The organism is Pannonibacter sp. CBAS1226 (assembly GCF_055685825.1).
Map to the genome: position 1 here is coordinate 16781 of NZ_JBVOUO010000005.1, position 15702 is coordinate 32482.

Consider the following 15702-nt stretch of genomic DNA (forward strand, 5'->3'; position numbering starts at 1 on the left):
GCCAGCGTTGCAACACGGAACCTGCCATGACCCTTTTTGACCTGACCGGGCGCACAGCCCTCGTCACCGGCTCTTCCCGCGGCCTCGGGCTCGCCATCGCAACCGGCCTCGCGCAGGCCGGGGCTTCGCTGATCCTCAACGGCGTCGATACGGGCCGCCTTGAGGCCACCGCCGAAACGCTGCGGGCCGCCGGGCACTCTGTCCGCACGGCCGCATTCGATGTCACGGATGAGGCAGCCGTCACCGCTGTCTTCGAGGCCTTCGACCGGGACGGGATTGCGATAGACATTCTCGTCAACAATGCCGGCATCCAGCTGCGCAAGCCGATCGTCGAGCTCTCCACGGCGGAATGGCAGAAGGTGATGGACACCAACCTCACCAGCGCCTTCGTGGTGGGGCGGGAAGCGGCAAAACGCATGATCACGCGCAAGAGCGGCAAGATCATCAACATTGGCTCACTGACCAGTGAGCTGGCCCGGGCAACCGTTGCGCCCTACACGGTGGCCAAGGGCGGCATCAAGATGCTGACCCGCGCCATGACGGCGGAATGGGCCGAACATGGCATTCAGGTCAATGCCATCGGTCCGGGCTACATGCTCACCGACATGAACGAGGCCCTGATCAACAACCCGCAATTCGACGGCTGGGTGAAGGGCCGCACGCCCGCGCGCCGCTGGGGCAAGCCCGAGGAGTTGGCCGGCACCGCCGTCTATCTGGCGTCTGCTGCGTCCAACTACGTCAGCGGCCAGATCATCTATGTCGATGGCGGCATGATTTCGGTCCTCTAGAGCCAGGAAAAACCATCATGCGCGCTATCGTCGCTCATCAGCCCCATGACCTTCGCATCGAGGAGCGGCCTGCCGCAGCAAGGCCTGGAACGGGCGAAGTTCGGGTGCAGATCACCCGGGGCGGCATCTGCGGCTCCGACCTGCATTATTATCACCATGCCGGGTTCGGAACGGTCCGGCTGAAGGAACCGATGATCCTCGGCCACGAGGTTGCCGGGCGCATCGTGGAGACAGGCAGCGGGATTACCTGCGTGGCGGCGGGTGATCAGGTGGCGGTCAATCCGAGCATGCCTTGCGGGCATTGCCACTTCTGCCTGAGGGATCAGCGCAACCAGTGCCTCGACATGCGGTTCTTCGGCAGCGCCATGCGCTTCCCGCATATGCAGGGGCTTTTTCGCGATGAAGTGACGCTGCCGGTAGAGCAGGTCTTCAAGGTTCCGGCAGCGCTCGACCCCGGCCTTGCCGCCTGTGCCGAGCCGTTTGCCGTCTGCCTGCATGCGGTCGCGGGCGCCGGATCGCTCCTCGGGAAATCCGTGCTCGTCTCCGGCTGCGGCCCGATCGGCAATCTGGTGATTGCCGCCGCAAAGCATGCCGGGGCGGCAGAAATCACGGCTACGGACCTTGCCGGTACCCCGCTCGCCATTGCCGCAAGTCTTGGCGCCAGCCGGACCTTGAACCTTGCCGCAGCACCGGAGGCTCTCACCCCCTTTGCGGAACGCAAGGGCCTGTTCGATGTGGTGTTCGAATGTTCCGGCAGCGCCAGGGCGCTGGCCACGGCGCTGGAGGTTGTCCGTCCCGGCGGAACCCTGATCGCCGTGGGTCTTGGCGGCGATATCCCGCTGCCGCTCAACCTCGTTGTGGCCAAGGAAGTCATCCTCAAGGGCAGCTTCCGCTTTGATGCGGAATTTGCCTGGGCCGTGCAGCTCATCTCCAGCGGCGCGGTCGATCTGTCCCCGCTGATATCCGCAACACTTCCCGCCGGAGAGGCCGATGCCGCCTTCAGACTGGCCTCCGACCGCAGTCAGTCGATGAAAGTGCAACTGGCTTTCAACAACTGACCAGCCCCTTGCCATTGCCCATCCGCCAAGAATGGACCCTTCCCATGAAAATCGTGTTCCACGGCCAGAATGCCTGCAGTTTCGTCCCGGGCTTTACCAGCCTGCTCTCTGAAACGCATGAGATCATCCACCTGCCGGATTCTCTGGCGGCAGAGGCAGACCGGCAGGCTTATGCCTCTGCCGATGTGATCATCGGTGTGCAACTGACGGCGGACATGCCCGTTCCGGCCGGGCTGAAGCTCTATCAGCTGCCGGGCGCAGGCTATGACGGCATCGACCTGGGCCAGGTTCCGGAAGGCGCGGCCCTGTGCAATTGCTTCGGTCACGATGCGGCCATCGCGGAATATGTGATGGCCGCCCTGCTGCTGCGCCATGTGCCGCTGGCCGATGCGGACCAGCGTTTGCGCAAGGGGGACTGGGCCTACCGCTCCGGCGGGACAGATGCGCTGCGCACCGAGCTCGGCGATCAGACCATCGGCCTGATCGGCTTCGGCCACATCGGCAAGACGATTGCCGCCCGCGCCAAGGCTTTCGGCATGGAGGTCATCGTCGCCAACCGGTCCACACCGCAGGACACAGACCTGTTCTGCCGCCACTATCCCCTGTCCGCACTGGCTGAGTTTGCAGGCGCGGCGGATGTGATCGTCAACACCCTGCCCTTCACACCGCAGACGGCAGGTCTGGTCGATGCGTCCGTCATCGGCGCGATGCGGCCGGAGGGAGTGATCGTCAACGTCGGGCGCGGCCCGGTCATTGACGAAAAGGCTCTCTATGACGCCCTCGCGGAACGGCGAATCGGCGGTGCCATCATCGACACATGGTATGTCTATCCGGACGGCAGCACGCCCAATCCACACCCCTCAGCCTATCCGTTCCATGAGCTGGCTAACGTGGTGATGACGCCGCACATGTCCGGCTGGACCCATGGCACGGTCAACCGCCGCCGCGTGTCCATGGCAGACAACATCAACCGGCTGACCGCAGGCAAGCCGCTGGAAAACACCATCCCTATACGGTGAGACAGAGGCAGCAGAACCTGCGTTCCCCGCCGCGGACACACCAACGCCGCCCCAGCTAACCGGCAGCGGGCGGCGTTGGTGTGATCAAAACACTGGAATCAGCTGCCGCCGGCCAGAACCCGTTCCAGCTGCGGCAGGAACACGCGCTCGTAGCTTTCGGGCGAAAGCGGGCCGATGAACTTGTAGCGGATCACGCCCTTGCCATCGATCACATAGGTCTCTGGCACACCATAGACGCCCCATTCGATGGCCGCGCGGCCACCGGCATCGGCGCCCACCTTGTCGTAAGGGTTGCCGAGCGCGCCGAGGAAGCGGCGGGCGTTTTCGGGCTGGTCCTTGTAGTTGATCCCGTACATCCGGAAACGGCCATCCTTCGCCATTTCCTCCAGCACCGGGTGCTCCTGACGGCAGGGCACACACCAGGAGGCGAAGACATTGACCACGGACACGCCGCCATCCAGATCAGCCGCCGCGATGCCGGGCACGGGCACGCCCTTGTCCATCAGGCCTTCCACCGCAGGAAGTTCCATGCGGGGGGCCGGCTTGTTGAGCAGGGCCGAAGGCAGTTCGGACGGATCGCGCCCGAAGAACATCTGGAACAGGAACAGCACCGCCAGCGCGGCGAAGACCACCAGCGGCAGCAGTGCGAAAACGGGAATGCGGCGGCGCGGGCCCGCATCCGGCTTGACGGTGGAAGACTGGTCCGGCGCGCTCATTGGCCCTGCGTCCCTGCTGCCGTGCGGCGGCGCACCCCTTGCGCCTCCAGCGCCCTGAGATCCGCATTCAGCCGCCGCCGGTCCAGCCACACCCAGCCGGTGAGGCCGAGCACAACGCCAAGGCAAATGACGAAGGAGGCAATGATGAAGCCCGCGTGGGGGCCAAGGTCGAAGGCAGCCATGCTCACCTCACTCCGCCGCGACAGGGGTTGCGGCGCTGGCGCCCGCCGGGCGCACGGCGGCAGCCCGCATGCGCAGCGCCCGCACCCGCCGCCGCAAGATTTCGTTGATCATCGCATGGGCATGCAGCACCAGGAACAGCAGCGTGAAGGCTGCCGCCATCACCATCAGCGGCCACAGCAGATCCGGATGGATCGTCGGCCCGTCCATGCGGATGACGCTGGCCGGCTGGTGCAACGTGTTCCACCAATCGACGGAGAATTTGATGATGGGCAGGTTGATGACCCCGGCCAGTGTCAGCACGGCCGCCGCCTTGCCCGCCCGGATCGGATCATCCATCGTCCGCCACAGGGCCATGAGACCCAGATACATGATGAAGAGCACCAGAACCGAGGTCAGGCGCGCATCCCACACCCAATAGGTGCCCCACATGGGCTTGCCCCAGAGCGAGCCGGTGATCAGCGCCATGAAAGTGAAGGCAGCCCCCAGTGGCGCTGCCGCCTTGGCCGAGACATCGGCCAGCGGATGCTTCCACACCAGCGTGCCGAGGGAAGACAGGGCCATGACCGAATAGCACATCATCGACAGCCAGGCGGCCGGTACGTGGATATACATGATCCGCACCGTGTCGCCCTGCTGGTAGTCCTCCGGCGCCACGAAGAAGGTCATGTAGAGCCCGATGGCAAACAGCAGCACACACAGGCCCGTTGCCCAGGGCAGGATGGCCCGGGCAAGGCTCATGAAACGGGTCGGGTTCGCCAGATCAACAAGTGCCATGGAATGGTTCTAATCCCTCTCACCCGCCGCTGCAATGCAAGGCCGCAGGTCCGCTCTCTATGCCTCAAGGGTTTTCGCATTGCCTTGCGCTGGGTCAAGCCCCCATCTGACCGCAATCACGAAAGCGTCATGCCCTGACGGGTTCAGTCCGCCGCAAAGCGCAGCGCCGCCGCCGCTGCTACAGGGCCGAGAACGGCGGAGAACAGCGTCAGCGCGCAGAGGATGAGGAACGGCGTCATGAAGGGCACCGGGTCATTCACGGCTGCGTCCGCCGCGCTCACGCCGAAGATCAGCACCGGGATCGTCAGCGGCACCACCAGCACCGCGAGCAGCAGCCCGCCCCGGCGCAGCGACACGGTCAGCGCAGCGCCAATGGCTCCGATCAGGGTCAGAGCCGGCGTCCCGGCCAGCAGCGTCAGCGTCACCGCCCCCATGGCCACCGGCCCGAGATTGAGGAAGACGGCCAGCACGGGCGCTGCCACCACCAGCGGCAGGCCGGTCGCCACCCAATGGGCAAGGCACTTGCCCAGCACCACCAGTTCCAGCGGCTGGCCGGCCATCAGCATCAGATCGAGCGAGCCGTCATCCCGGTCGGCCTGAAACAGCCGGTCGAGCCCCAGCAGCGCCGACAGCAGCGCGCCGATCCAAAGGATCGCCGGGCCGATGCGGGACAGGAGATTGAGATCGGGCCCGACGCCAAAGGGAATGACCGTAACCACGGCCAGAAAGAACAGCACGCCGATCAGCGCCCCGCCGCTAACCCGGATGGCCAGGCGGAATTCACGGGCAACGAGGGCAAGGAACCAGCCGCTCATGCCTCTTCTCCCTCATCTGCGGTCTCATCACCCTGCTCCGGCCCCAGCTCTGGCGCAGCCAGATGCAGCGCATCGGCGGGATGCAGCGCAAGCTCGGAATGGGTGGCGGTGATGATCTGACCGCCTGCGGCCAGATGCGCGTTCATGAAACCGAGAAGCTGCGCTTCGGAGGCCTTGTCGAGGGCCGAGGTCGGCTCATCCATCAGCCAGATGGGGCGCGGCGTCACGAACAGCCGCGCCAGCGCCAGCCGCCGGGTCTGGCCCGCCGACAGATAGGCCGCGGGCAGGTTCGCGGTGTGGCCGATGCCGAGCCGGTCGAGAATATCCAGCGGCTCCAGCACCTCGCCGTCAAAGCCCTCCGGCCGGGCCGGGGCCATGAAGCTGCGCCAGAACTCAAGGTTTTCCAGCACGCTCAAGGCGCGCTTCACCGCGCTTTCATGGCCGAAATAATGCGCGTGTTCGGCCAGGCTGCGCTCGCTGGCACCGCCTTCCAGCGTCAGCTTGCCCTCGCTTACCGGCACAAGGCCCGCCAGTGTGCGCAGCAGCGTCGACTTGCCGACACCATTGGCCCCGGTGATGACCAGCGCCCGGCCCGCCTCAAGCTCAAAGCCCAACCCGGCAAACACCCGGCGCCCGCCCCGGTCCACGGCAAGTTTGTCGGCAATCAGTTTCAGGGGACAGCTCCGCGCTTCATTCCGGTCCTTGTTAGGATGCCCCCCGGACGATGGCAAGAAGCTAGAACTGCGTAGTGCTAGGCAGAGCTGCCCCTCACAATGCAACGGCCGCCCGTCCGGGTCAGATCCATCAGGATCCTCACCGGACAGGCGGCCGCTGGAAGTCAGGCCATCAGAGGCTCAGATGGCTCCGGTGGCTCAGAAGTGAACCGAGCGCGCCGTTGCCAGCTTTTCGACCGGCGGGGAGAACTTGGTCAGGTCAATCCCTTCCACGGCCTGCTTGTACTCGTCCACGTTGGGCGTGCGGCCCAGAACGGCGGCGAGCACCACCACGGGGGTGGAGGCGAGCAGGGATTCGCCCTTCTTCTCGGTGCTGTCTTCCACCACGCGGCCCTGGAACAGGCGGGTGGAGGTGGCCAGAACCGTGTCGCCCTTCTCGGCCTTTTCCTGGTTGCCCATGCAGAGGTTGCAGCCCGGACGCTCCAGATAGAGGATGTTTTCGTACTGGGTACGGGCCTTGTTCTTCGGCGCGCTGTCGTCGAATTCGAAGCCGGAGTACTTCTGCAGCACTTCCCAGTCACCTTCGGCCTTCAGCTCGTCGATGATGTTGTAGGTCGGGGCTGCCACCACCAGCGGAGCCTTGAACTCGACGGTGCCATGCACCTTTTCGAGGTTCTTCAGCATCTGCGCGACGATCTTGATGTCGCCCTTGTGCACCATGCACGAGCCAACGAAGCCGAGATCGACCTTCTTCTCGCCGCCGTAATAGGACACGGGGCGGATGGCATCGTGGGTGTAGCGCTTGGACACATCCGGGTTGTTGACATCCGGGTCGGCGATCATCGGCTCATCGATCTGGTCGAGATCGACAACGACTTCGGCGAAGTACTTGGCGTTCTCGTCCGGAGCCAGCGCCGGCTTTTCGCCGGAGCGGATTTCGGCGATGCGCTTGTCGGCCTTGGCGATCAGGCCCTTCAGAACCTGAGCGTCATTGTCCATGCCCTTGTCGATCATCACCTGGATGCGCGACTTGGCCAGTTCCAGCGAGCCGATCAGCGTCTCGTCATCGGAGATGCAGATGGAGGCCTTGGCCTTCATTTCTGCGGTCCAGTCGGTGAAGGTGAAGGCCTGGTCGGCCAGCAGCGTGCCGATATGCACTTCGATGACGCGGCCCTGGAAGACGTTGTCGCCGAACTGGCTCAGCATCTGGGCCTGGGTGGCATGCACCACATCGCGGAAGTCGACGTGATCCTTCATGGAGCCCTTGAAGGTCACCTTGACGGAATCGGGGATCGGCATGGTGGCTTCGCCGGTGGCAAGAGCCAGCGCCACGGTGCCCGAGTCAGCACCGAAGGCAACGCCCTTGGACATGCGGGTGTGGCTGTCGCCGCCGATGATGATGTCCCAGTCATCCACGGTGATGTCGTTCAGCACCTTGTGGATCACGTCCGTCATGGAGTGATAGACGCCCTTCGGGTCACGGCCGGTGATCAGGCCAAACTTGTGCATGAAGCTCATCAGTTTCGGGATGTTGGCCTGTGCCTTCAGATCCCAGACCGAAGCCGTGTGGCAGCCGGACTGATAGGCGCCATCCACCAGCGGCGAAATGACGGTGGCCGCCATCGCTTCCAGTTCCTGCGCGGTCATCAGGCCGGTGGTGTCCTGCGAGCCGACGATGTTGACGCGCACGCGCACGTCGGAACCGGCATGCAGCACCTTGCCCGGCGCAACGCCAACCGCATTGCGGTTGAAGATCTTCTCCACCGCCGTCAGGCCCTGGCCCGGATGGGAGACTTCCTTGGCCGGAGAGAACACCAGCGGTGCTTCAACGCCCAGCGTTTCGGCCGCAAAGGTCTGCAGCTTCTTGCCGAAAACGATGGCATAGGAGCCACCGGCGCGCATGGATTCCATCTTCTGCGGACGGAAGGACGCGGACAGATCGGCCAGCTCTTCCTTGCCGTCTTCGCTGTAGAGCTTCTTGGACTTGCTGTTGATCTTCAGCACGGTGCCGGTGTCGACCGAGTACTTCTGCACCAGAATCGGGTTGCCGGCATTGTCGATGACCGGCTTGCCCTCGTCATCCAGCTTCTTGACCCAGTTCTTCAGGTCGACGCCGATGCCGCCCGTCACGTCGACGGTGGTCAGGAAGATCGGCGAGATGCCGTTGGTGCCGGCCACGATCGGGGCAATGTTGACGAAGGGAACATAGGGGCTCGCCTGCTTGCCGGTCCACAGCGCCACGTTGTTGACGCCCGACATGCGGGAGGAGCCGACGCCCATCGTGCCCTTTTCGGCGATCATCATGACGCGCTTGTCCGGATGCTGCGCCTGCAGGGCGCGGATCTCGGCCTGGGCGGCTTCGGAGATCATGCACTTGCCGTGCAGCTCGCGGTCCGAGCGCGAATGCGCCTGATTGCCCGGCGACAGCAGGTCGGTGGAGATATCACCTTCCGCGGCGATATAGGTGACGACCTTGATCTCTTCCTCGACCTCGGGAAGCTTGGTGAAGAACTCGGCCTTGACGTAGCTCTCCAGAATGTCCTTGGCGACCGGATTGCCGGCCTCGAAGGCGGCCTTCAGACGGTCGGTGTCGGCGGCATAGAGGAAGACCTGGGTCTTCAGAACTTCGGCAGCGTCACGGGCGATGGAGGCATCCTCGCCCAGCGCCAGATCCAGAAGCACGGCGATGGACGGGCCGCCCTTCATGTGGGACAGCAGCTCGAAGGCGAAAGCGCGGGAGATTTCCGGCACCACCTCGGTTCCAAGGATGATTTCCTTCAGGAACCGGGACTTTTCGCCAGCAGCGCTCGTCGTGCCGGGAATGGTGTTGTAGATGAAGAACTGCAGCGAATCGGCGCGGTGCGCGCTGCCCGTGTCCTTGATATTGGCAATCACCTCGGCGAGGAGCGCGGCATCCTCGATCGGCTTGGGGTGAAGGCCCTGACCCTTGCGGGCTTCGATCTCGGCGAGATAGTCGGTGTAAAGGCTCATGGTGATCCCGGAATCCCTTGTTGGTCAGTGCCAACCTCCGGATCGCGGTCACTTCTGGCGGGCCGGGGCAAGCGGGCTGAGTGTTATTTTTCAGCGCGGTATACAATAGTATGCAATGTCATTCAAGCGCTTTCGATCACCCATAAACTGAATGCGGGCCTTTGTCCTTGACCCCTGTTGCCCTTTGAAAAATAAACCCAATATCTGATGTCAAAGCCTTTCACTGCGAGGCGCCCCGAAGGCCGGTGCAAACGGTTGAAACAACACCTGGGAGACCGGTTCCAGTTGCAGATGCTGCGGGCATGACTCGCCGCAAAAGCCAAAACCGGCTATAGGGGCAGCATACAGCGGCCTCCGGCCTGCCCGCCTGCGGGCAGCGGCGGGGACTGTGCGGCACCAAAGGCGAGGCCCGGCAAGAGGCCAGTCAGATCCGGCAACGGCCGGGACCAGAGATCTTTAATCCTCCGGGCAGGCACCATCCCCCCGCCGCGCCCGGTCTTGAGAGGAGAGTGCTCGACGTGACCCAATCCCTCGACAGCTTCAAGTCCAGGAAAACCCTTGAAGTCAACGGCCAGACCTACACCTATTTCTCCATTCCGGACGCCGAGAAGAACGGCCTTGAGGGCGTCTCCCGCCTGCCGAATTCGCTGAAGGTGGTGCTGGAAAACCTGCTGCGCTTTGAAGACAACCGCACGGTGACCGCTGATGACATCCGCGCGGTGGCGCAGTGGCTCGTCACCCGCACCTCCGAACACGAAATCTCCTACCGCCCGGCCCGCGTGCTGATGCAGGACTTCACCGGCGTTCCGGCCGTGGTCGATCTTGCCGCCATGCGCGATGCGGCGGTGAAGCTGGGCGGTGATCCGAAGAAGATCAACCCGCTGGTGCCGGTGGATCTCGTCATCGACCACTCGGTGATGATCGACTATTTCGGCACAAAGGATGCATTCTCGAAGAACGTGGAGCTGGAATACCAGCGCAACGGCGAGCGCTATGAATTCCTGCGCTGGGGCCAGTCGGCCTTCGACAATTTCCGCGCCGTGCCGCCCGGCACCGGCATCTGCCATCAGGTGAACCTCGAATATCTGGCCCAGACCGTCTGGATCAGGGAAGAGAACGGCGAAACCATCGCCTATCCGGACACGCTGGTGGGCACCGATTCCCACACCACCATGGTCAACGGCCTTGCGGTCCTCGGCTGGGGCGTTGGCGGCATCGAGGCGGAAGCGGCCATGCTCGGCCAGCCGATTTCCATGCTGATCCCGGAAGTCATCGGCTTCAAGCTGACCGGCAAGCTCAATGACGGCATCACCGCGACCGACCTTGTGCTGCGCGTCACCGAGATGCTGCGCAAGAAGGGCGTGGTCGGCAAGTTCGTTGAATTCTACGGCCCCGGCCTCGACAACCTCAGCCTTGAGGATGCCGCCACCATCGCCAACATGGCCCCCGAATATGGCGCAACCTGCGGCTTCTTCCCCGTCGACCGCGAGACCCTTGCCTATCTGAAGGCCACCGGCCGCGATCCGCAGCGCGTTGCTCTTGTCGAGGCCTATTCGAAGGCACAGGGCATGTTCCGCGATGCAGCTTCCCCCGATCCGGTCTTCACCGACACGCTGGAACTCGACATCTCCACCGTCGTGCCCGCTCTCTCCGGCCCCAAGCGCCCGCAGGACCGCATCAACCTCGATGCCGTCGCCGCAGGCTTTGCCAAGACCATGGCCGACGAGTTCAAGAAGGCGGACGAGCTGTCGCGCCGCGTGCCCGTCGAAGGCCGCAGCCATGACCTTGGCCATGGCGATGTGGTCATCGCCGCCATCACCTCCTGCACCAACACCTCGAACCCGAGCGTGCTGATCGGCGCGGGCCTCGTCGCCCGCAACGCCCGCAGGAAGGGTCTCAAGGTCAAGCCCTGGGTGAAGACCTCGCTGGCACCCGGCTCGCAGGTGGTGACGGATTACCTCCTCAAGGCCGGGCTTCAGGATGATCTCGACGCCCTCGGCTTCACCCTCGCCGGCTATGGCTGCACCACCTGCATCGGCAACTCCGGGCCGCTGGCGCCGGAACTGTCGAAGGCGATCTCGGACAATGACCTCGTCGTCAGCGCCGTGCTCTCGGGCAACCGCAACTTCGAGGGCCGCGTCAACCCGGATGTGCGCGCCAACTATCTGGCCTCGCCGCCGCTGGTCGTGGCCTATGCGATTGCGGGCAACATGAACGTCAATGTTGCCACGGACCCGCTGGGCGAGGATCAGGACGGCAAGCCGGTCTACCTCAAGGACATCTGGCCCTCGACGGAAGAAATCACCCAGATCATCCGCGCCTCGATCGACGATGACATGTTCCGCAAGCGCTATTCGGACGTGTTCAAGGGCGACGAGCACTGGCAGGCGATCAAGGTGGAAGGCGGCATGACCTACAAGTGGCCGGTCTCCTCCACCTACGTGGCCAATCCGCCCTATTTCGAGGGCATGACCATGGAGCCCAAGCCCCTGACGGACATCGAGGGCGCCGCCGTGATGGGCCTGTTCCTCGATTCCATCACCACCGACCACATTTCTCCGGCCGGCAACATCAAGGCCAGCAGCCCGGCGGGCACCTATCTGTCCGAGCACCAGGTTGCCGTTACCGACTTCAACTCCTACGGCGCGCGGCGCGGCAATCACCAGGTGATGATGCGCGGCACCTTCGCCAACATCCGCATCAAGAACCAGATGGTTCCGGGCGTCGAAGGCGGCTTCACCATGAAGGACGGCCAGCAGAAGTGGATCTATGACGCCTGCATGGAATATCAGGAAGCCGGCATCCCGCTGGTGATCTTCGCGGGCAAGGAATATGGCACCGGCTCGTCCCGTGACTGGGCCGCCAAGGGCACCACGCTGCTCGGCGTACGCGCCGTCATCGCCCAGTCCTTCGAGCGCATCCACCGCTCCAATCTTGTCGGCATGGGCGTCATTCCGCTGACCTTCAAGGAGGGCGAGAGCTGGCAGTCCCATGGCATCACCGGCAAGGAGCGGGTGACGATCAAGGGCATCGCAGACATCACTCCGCGCCAGATGATGAACGTGGAAGTGACCTACGAGGACGGCACGGTGAAGAACATCGAGTGCCTGTGCCGTGTCGATACGCTGGACGAGCTGGAATACATCAAGGCCGGCGGCATCCTGCACTACGTCCTGCGCAACCTCGTGCGCAGCTGATCTGGTGTAAACGCAAAACGGAAAGGGCCGCTCCGCATGGGGCGGCCCTTATCTTTGCGCCGCCCCTCCATCGTCATACCGGACGCAGCGAAGCGGAGATCCGGTACCGGTGAGTCGAGGCCTACCGGTTCGAACGCAAACTTGGATGCGAACACCTTATGCGGTGAAAGGCTCAACCCGCCAGCCAAGCCAACTTGCACCCCGGCTCACCGGTCCCGGCTCGCGCTTCGCTTGGCCGGGATGACGAAGGAGAGAAATGGTACCACTCCCCCCTACCCCGCCCTCTCCTCCAGCCGCAGCTTATGGCGGGTGCGGGCGAGGTTGAGGGTCTGGTAGAGCTGCGAGGGGGAGATGGGCTTGGGCAGCACGTCATCGAACCCGGCCTGCCGCAGCTTGCGGTCGCCCACCGATTCCAGCGCGGCCGTCACGGCAATCAGCGGCAGACGCGTGCCATCCGGCCCGAGGCGCAGGGCGGCGGCGGTTTCGATGCCGTCCATGCCGGGCATGTGCAGATCCAGCAGCACACCGTCATAGGCGGTTGCTGCCGCCATGTTCACGGCCTGCTGGCCGGTGCCGGCCGCATCACTGGTCATGGCAAAGGATTCCAACAAGGCCGCGAGCAGGCGCCGGTTGGTTTCGTTGTCATCGACGATCAGCACATGCGGCCCCGGCTGGGCAGTGCCGCCCTCCGGAGCCCCGCTCCCGCCCGGCAGCGGCAGATGCACGGAGAAACGGCAGCCGCCGCCCGGCGCATCGTCCAGATCCAGCCGCCCGCCAGCTGCCTTCACCACCTCCGCAGCCCCCCAAAGGCCAAGGCCCGAGCTGCTGCCATCCCCGGCACGGCCGGCCGTCCCGCGCGTGAAAGGGCGGAACAGACGGCGGCGCTCCATCACGCCGATCCCCGGCCCCGTGTCGGTGATCTCGAGCAAAAGAGTACCCGCCTCCTCGCGCAGCACCGCGCGCACCTGCCCGCGCGGGGTGTAGCGGATGGCATTGTCGAGGAGCACGGTTGCCGCACGGCGCAGGGCCAGCTGCAGCTCCGGCGGACAGAAAAGCGGCGTCTCCGGCACGCTGACGGCAAGAGGCAGGCCTTTGGCCTTGGCTAGAGGCTCGAACAGACCGGCGATTTCCAGCACCATCCGCCCGGCATCTGCACCTTCCGGCTCGGCCTGCGCAGCCTTTGGCAAGGGTGCAAGACCGGCTGCCGCGCGGCCCTCGTTCAGCACTCCGGCGGTCATGTCTGCGAGGCCATCGATGGCAGCAATGAGCGTTGCCAGGCGTACCTGCTGCAGGGGGCTCAGCGGCTCCATGCCGATCAGCTCCGCCGTCAGCCGCATGGCATTGAGCGGCGTGCGCAGGTCATGGGCCATCAGGGCGAGCCGCTGGCTTTCCGGACTGCCCTTCTCCTTACCCGTCATGCTGTTCCCCTGCTGCCAGCTTCACAAGGGCTTCCGGTTGACCGGCAAGCCGTGCCTCTTCTACAGTTGTGCTTGTGATGCGGCTGCGCCGCCCGCCTGAATCGCGCTGTATCATCCCATTGTGTCACGGTGCCCTGGGCTGGTCCATGCGCCGTGCACCCGCCGTCCTGCCTTGTCCGCAGCCCTCTGCTGCGCGCCGCTCTGAAATCCGTCCCGGATGCATTCTGGAACCCACCATGTTCGAGCAGATCCTGACCATCGTTGTCCCCGTTTTCGTGCTTGTCGGGCTCGGCTATCTGGCAGCACGCACGGGCCTGCTGTCCCAGTCCGCGGGCGAAGGGCTCGGCCAGTTCGTCTTCGTGGTGGCGATCCCCTCGCTCATCTTCAAGACGCTGGCAACGGTCTCGATGGATCACGGCTTTCCCTGGGCGCTGTGGGCCGCCTATTTCAGCGGCGTTGCCCTCACCTGGGCCATCGCCACGCTGATCGTGCGCAAGATTTTCGCCCGTGATTCGCGCGCCGGCGTGATTGCCGGCGTTTCCGCCGCCTTTGCCAACACCGTGATGGTCGGCATTCCGCTCGTGTCTTCCGTGCTGGGCCCGGATGGCCTGCTGCCGCTGGTGCTGCTGATTTCCGTGCATCTGCCGGTGATGACCATCGTCATTGCCGTACTGATGGAGCGGGCGGCCGCCGCCGATGGCGCAGGCGGGTCCCAGTCACTCCCGGTACTTCTGAAAAAGATCCTCGCCAGCCTGATGACGAACCCGATCGTCATCGCCATCCTGGCCTCGCTGGTGTGGCGGGTGTTCTCCCTGCCGCTCACGGGCATCCCGGCGGATGTGATCAACCGGCTCTCCTCCACCGCCCTGCCCGTCGCCCTGTTCTCGCTGGGCATGAGCATGGTGCTCTATGGCATCCGCGGCAATCTGGCCCCCGGCATCATCCTGAGTGTGCTGAAGGTTCTGGTGATGCCCGCCATCGTGCTGGTGCTCTGTGCCTATGTTTTCGCCCTGCCGCCGGTCTGGACAGCGGCCATGACGCTGACGGCCGCCTGCCCGACCGGCGTCAATGTCTACATCTTCGCCACCCGTTACGGCACGGGACACGCCATGTCGGCCAATTCCATCACCCTCACCACCGCCGCAGCCGTTGTCACCTGCGGGCTGTGGGTGCTGGCGCTGGACATGCTGGGACTGATCTGACTTCAGATGCCGATCCGGCGGCGCACGTCGTCCACCGTCCACCCGGCAGCGCGCAATTCCCGCAGGGCCGTATGGCCTTCCGATTTCGACAATTTGCGCCCGTCCGCCCCCAGGATCAGCCGGTGATGGTGATAGCGCGGCTCCGGCAGGCCGAGCAAAACCTGCAGCAGCCGGTGCACGGCAGTGGCGTGGAACAGATCCTGCCCCCGCACCACATGCGTCACCCCTTGCAGGGCATCATCCAGCGTGACGGAAAGGTGATAGCTCGTCGGCGTGTCCTTGCGGGCAAGGATGACATCGCCCCAGGCAGCCGGATCAGCCGCAACCGTGCGGCCCTGCCCTTCTTCCTGCCAGAACAGCGGCCCCCTCAGAAGGCTCACCGCCTTGCGCATGCCGAGCCGGAGCGCAAAGGGCGCGCCGGATGCCCGGCGGCGGGCAATCTCCGCCTCATCCAGCAAGGCTGCATCGCCGGGATAGAGCGGTGCCCCGTCCGGATCCCGCGGCCAGGGTTTTCCCTGCGCTTCCGTCTCTGCAACGAAGTCCCGGATCTCCGCACGGGTCAGATAGGCCTCATAGATCAGCCCCATCCCCTGCAGCCGGGCAAGAGCTGCGGCATATTCGCCGAAATGCCCGGACTGGCGGCGCGGCGGCTCTTCGTAGGCAAAGCCGATCCAGTGGAGATCCTCCAGCATCGCCGCTTCCAGTGCGGGCGTGCAGCGGGCGGTGTCGATGTCCTCGATCCGCAGCAGCATCCGCCCGCCCGCCGCTTGCGCAAGCTGCCGGTTGAGCAGCGCCGACAGGGCGTGCCCCAGATGCAGATAACCGTTGGGGGAAGGCGCGAAGCGGAAAACAGCGGTCATGACGCGT

13 protein-coding genes are annotated in these 15702 nt (G+C 64.6%); 5 read left to right on the top strand and 8 right to left on the bottom strand.

The features are described from left to right. The first annotated feature begins 26 nt into the window (after nt 1-26). From AC0CMF_RS14810 to AC0CMF_RS14820, 3 genes are read left to right on the top strand one after another with little or no spacing between them, the layout of a single operon-like run. Complete coding sequence (locus tag AC0CMF_RS14810; RefSeq protein ID WP_374630712.1) at nt 27-788, top strand: SDR family oxidoreductase; 762 nt, start codon at nt 27-29, stop codon at nt 786-788. A gap of 17 nt (nt 789-805) precedes the next feature. After that, complete coding sequence (locus AC0CMF_RS14815) at nt 806-1846, top strand: L-idonate 5-dehydrogenase (protein ID WP_374630714.1); 1041 nt, start codon at nt 806-808, stop codon at nt 1844-1846. A gap of 44 nt (nt 1847-1890) precedes the next feature. Further along, nucleotides 1891-2865, top strand: coding sequence for a 2-hydroxyacid dehydrogenase (locus tag AC0CMF_RS14820; RefSeq protein WP_374630716.1), 975 nt, complete (start codon nt 1891-1893; stop codon nt 2863-2865). 98 nt (nt 2866-2963) lie between these two features. On the opposite strand, the gene AC0CMF_RS14825 is transcribed toward AC0CMF_RS14820, so the two are convergent. The 6 genes from AC0CMF_RS14825 to AC0CMF_RS14850 all read right to left on the bottom strand — a co-directional run bounded on the left by AC0CMF_RS14825 (nt 2964) and on the right by AC0CMF_RS14850 (nt 9018). Next, nucleotides 2964-3581, bottom strand: coding sequence for a DsbE family thiol:disulfide interchange protein (locus AC0CMF_RS14825; protein ID WP_374630718.1), 618 nt, complete (start codon nt 3579-3581; stop codon nt 2964-2966). Next, on the bottom strand, nt 3578-3763 hold the full coding sequence (ccmD, locus tag AC0CMF_RS14830; RefSeq protein ID WP_186393114.1) for a heme exporter protein CcmD: 186 nt from the start codon (nt 3761-3763) through the stop codon (nt 3578-3580). Before ccmD ends, AC0CMF_RS14825 begins: the two co-directional genes overlap by 4 nt. Before the next feature lie 7 nt (nt 3764-3770). Then, nucleotides 3771-4538 (bottom strand): heme ABC transporter permease, encoded by a 768-nt coding sequence (locus tag AC0CMF_RS14835; RefSeq protein WP_058898484.1) that lies wholly within the window; start codon nt 4536-4538, stop codon nt 3771-3773. A 143-nt stretch (nt 4539-4681) separates the two neighbouring features. Next, nucleotides 4682-5353, bottom strand: a complete 672-nt coding sequence (gene ccmB, locus AC0CMF_RS14840; protein ID WP_472482056.1) for a heme exporter protein CcmB — start codon at nt 5351-5353, stop codon at nt 4682-4684. Then, nucleotides 5350-6027: a heme ABC exporter ATP-binding protein CcmA gene (ccmA, locus tag AC0CMF_RS14845; RefSeq protein ID WP_122522689.1), complete on the bottom strand. Its 678-nt coding sequence runs from the start codon at nt 6025-6027 to the stop codon at nt 5350-5352. The genes ccmB and ccmA overlap by 4 nt, the downstream gene beginning before the upstream one ends. A gap of 198 nt (nt 6028-6225) precedes the next feature. Further along, complete coding sequence (locus AC0CMF_RS14850; protein ID WP_123195452.1) at nt 6226-9018, bottom strand: bifunctional aconitate hydratase 2/2-methylisocitrate dehydratase; 2793 nt, start codon at nt 9016-9018, stop codon at nt 6226-6228. Nucleotides 9019-9536: 518 nt separating this feature from the next. On the opposite strand from AC0CMF_RS14850, the gene acnA reads away from it, so the two are divergent. Continuing rightward, nucleotides 9537-12215 (top strand): aconitate hydratase AcnA, encoded by a 2679-nt coding sequence (acnA, locus tag AC0CMF_RS14855; protein ID WP_374630721.1) that lies wholly within the window; start codon nt 9537-9539, stop codon nt 12213-12215. Nucleotides 12216-12487: 272 nt separating this feature from the next. Here the strand turns inward: acnA and AC0CMF_RS14860 are convergent, their stop codons facing one another. Then, nucleotides 12488-13633 (bottom strand): hybrid sensor histidine kinase/response regulator, encoded by a 1146-nt coding sequence (locus AC0CMF_RS14860; RefSeq protein WP_374630723.1) that lies wholly within the window; start codon nt 13631-13633, stop codon nt 12488-12490. Nucleotides 13634-13869: 236 nt separating this feature from the next. Here AC0CMF_RS14860 and AC0CMF_RS14865 point away from each other — a divergent pair, with 236 nt between their 5' ends. Then, nucleotides 13870-14835, top strand: a complete 966-nt coding sequence (locus AC0CMF_RS14865) for an AEC family transporter (RefSeq protein ID WP_374630724.1) — start codon at nt 13870-13872, stop codon at nt 14833-14835. A 2-nt stretch (nt 14836-14837) separates the two neighbouring features. Here AC0CMF_RS14865 and gluQRS read toward each other — a convergent pair whose 3' ends face one another. Continuing rightward, nucleotides 14838-15695, bottom strand: a complete 858-nt coding sequence (gene gluQRS, locus AC0CMF_RS14870; protein ID WP_374630726.1) for a tRNA glutamyl-Q(34) synthetase GluQRS — start codon at nt 15693-15695, stop codon at nt 14838-14840. Between the last annotated feature and the right edge of the window lie 7 nt (nt 15696-15702).